This is a genomic window from Kitasatospora sp. NPDC007106 (genome assembly GCF_040634455.1).
Classification (GTDB): Bacteria; Actinomycetota; Actinomycetes; order Streptomycetales; family Streptomycetaceae; genus Kitasatospora; species Kitasatospora arboriphila.
In genome coordinates this window covers 1-1,485 of record NZ_JBEYFP010001188.1, presented here as the reverse complement: position 1 = coordinate 1,485, position 1,485 = coordinate 1, and the positions used below count along the sequence as shown (strand labels likewise).

Sequence of the window (1,485 nt, the reverse complement as noted above, 5' to 3'; positions counted from 1 at the left end):
CGATCGGCGCGGCGCCCCCCTGGACGGGTGCGGCGGGGGCGGCCGGTGCGGCCGGTGCCTCGCCGATCGGCCCGGTGCCGGCGGGCTGCAGGTCGGCGGGGGCCAGGCCGGGCGGGTTCAGCGGCGGCCAGGAGGGCTCGACGGGCACGCCCGCGGGCTGCTCGGCGGACGCCTGGGCGCCCGGCACGGCGCTCTCGTCGACGGTGCGCAGCGCCATCGTGTCGACCACCGGCGCGGCCTGGACGGGCTGCTCGACGGGCACGGCGGCGACCGGCTCCACCGTGATCGGTGCGGGGGCGGTCGGCTCGACGGCGGTCGGCTCGACGAGCACGGTCTCGACGGCACCGTGGACGGCGTCGCCCCAGCCGCCCTGCGGGCCGGGCATCAGCAGGACGTCCTCGTCGTCGTCCAGCTGGTCCGGCTGGTCGAGGAAGGTGAAGGACGGCCGGTGGCCGCCCTGCCAGGTGTCGGTGCCGAGGGGGACGCTGCCGGGCGCGACGGCCTCGATGGGCGCGGTCAGCGGGTCGACGCCGGCCAGGTGGTCCGGTGCAACCGCGCCGTGCCCGCCCGGGGGCACGAGGGAGCCATCACTCGGGAGGTGGCCGCCATCGGTCATGTCCAAAGCTCCTTCCAGGCCGCTTTCGCGTCCTCGGCGACGCGATCGCCGACCGCTGCCACCCCTGCCCGCCACCCGTCCCGGGTGGCGCGCCATCAGAATTAACGACTAGCCGGGGCATCCGGCACGTCCGCGTCGGGCCCCGACGCATTCTCCCGGCCCGGCGGGTGCCGCGTCGAATGCCCGTGGACTTCGCCCCTGGCGATTGCGGCACGTCGCCGGGCACCGTCCGTACCGGATGGACACGGTGCACCGATCGCCGTGCGCAACCAGGACGCCACCCTATCGGTCGGGGCCGACGGGCTCTCGAATCGGTGTCCGGATGCGACGGGGATCACCCGGTACGGTCCGGTGGTTGTCCGGCATACGGACAGTCAGGGGGCCAGTCCGCCCCAGAGCACGACGGTCTGCTCGGCGGGGCCGAGGGCGAGTCCGGCCGGGCCGTCGGGGCGGGGTTCGAGCGGGGCCGCCTGCAGCAGGGTGCCCTCGACGCGGTAGCCGGCGGCCGCGGCCGCCTCCCGGATCTCCTCGGCCTCGGCCAGGGTGTGCGCGACGGCGGCCAGGCGCTCGGGGCGGCGCGCGAGCACCGCGCGCACCACCTGTGCGCCGCCGCGCTCCACTGCGACCGCGTCGGGCTCCGGCAGGCCCCCGAGCACGTCGGGTCCGGCGCCGTGCACCACGTCGACCTCGACCCCGTACCGGCGGGCGTTGACGCCGATCCGGGCGCAGGCGGCGCCGTCCTCCTCGACGGCGACCACGGCGGCGCCGAAGCGGGCGATCTCGACGGCGAGCGCACCGCAGCCGGCGCCGACCGTCCAGACCAGGTCGCCGGGGACGGGCCCGAGCCGGGCGGCGGCCAGCGCGCGGAC

At 77.6% G+C, this 1,485-nt stretch carries 2 pseudogenes; both read right to left on the bottom strand.

Annotation, left to right across the window (positions count from 1 at the left end):
• Positions 1–616, bottom strand: a pseudogene (locus tag ABZ641_RS37020) (hypothetical protein); the annotation flags it as partial.
• A 374-nt stretch (positions 617–990) separates the two neighbouring features.
• Positions 991–1,485 (bottom strand): annotated as a pseudogene (locus ABZ641_RS37015) (precorrin-6y C5,15-methyltransferase (decarboxylating) subunit CbiE); the annotation flags it as partial.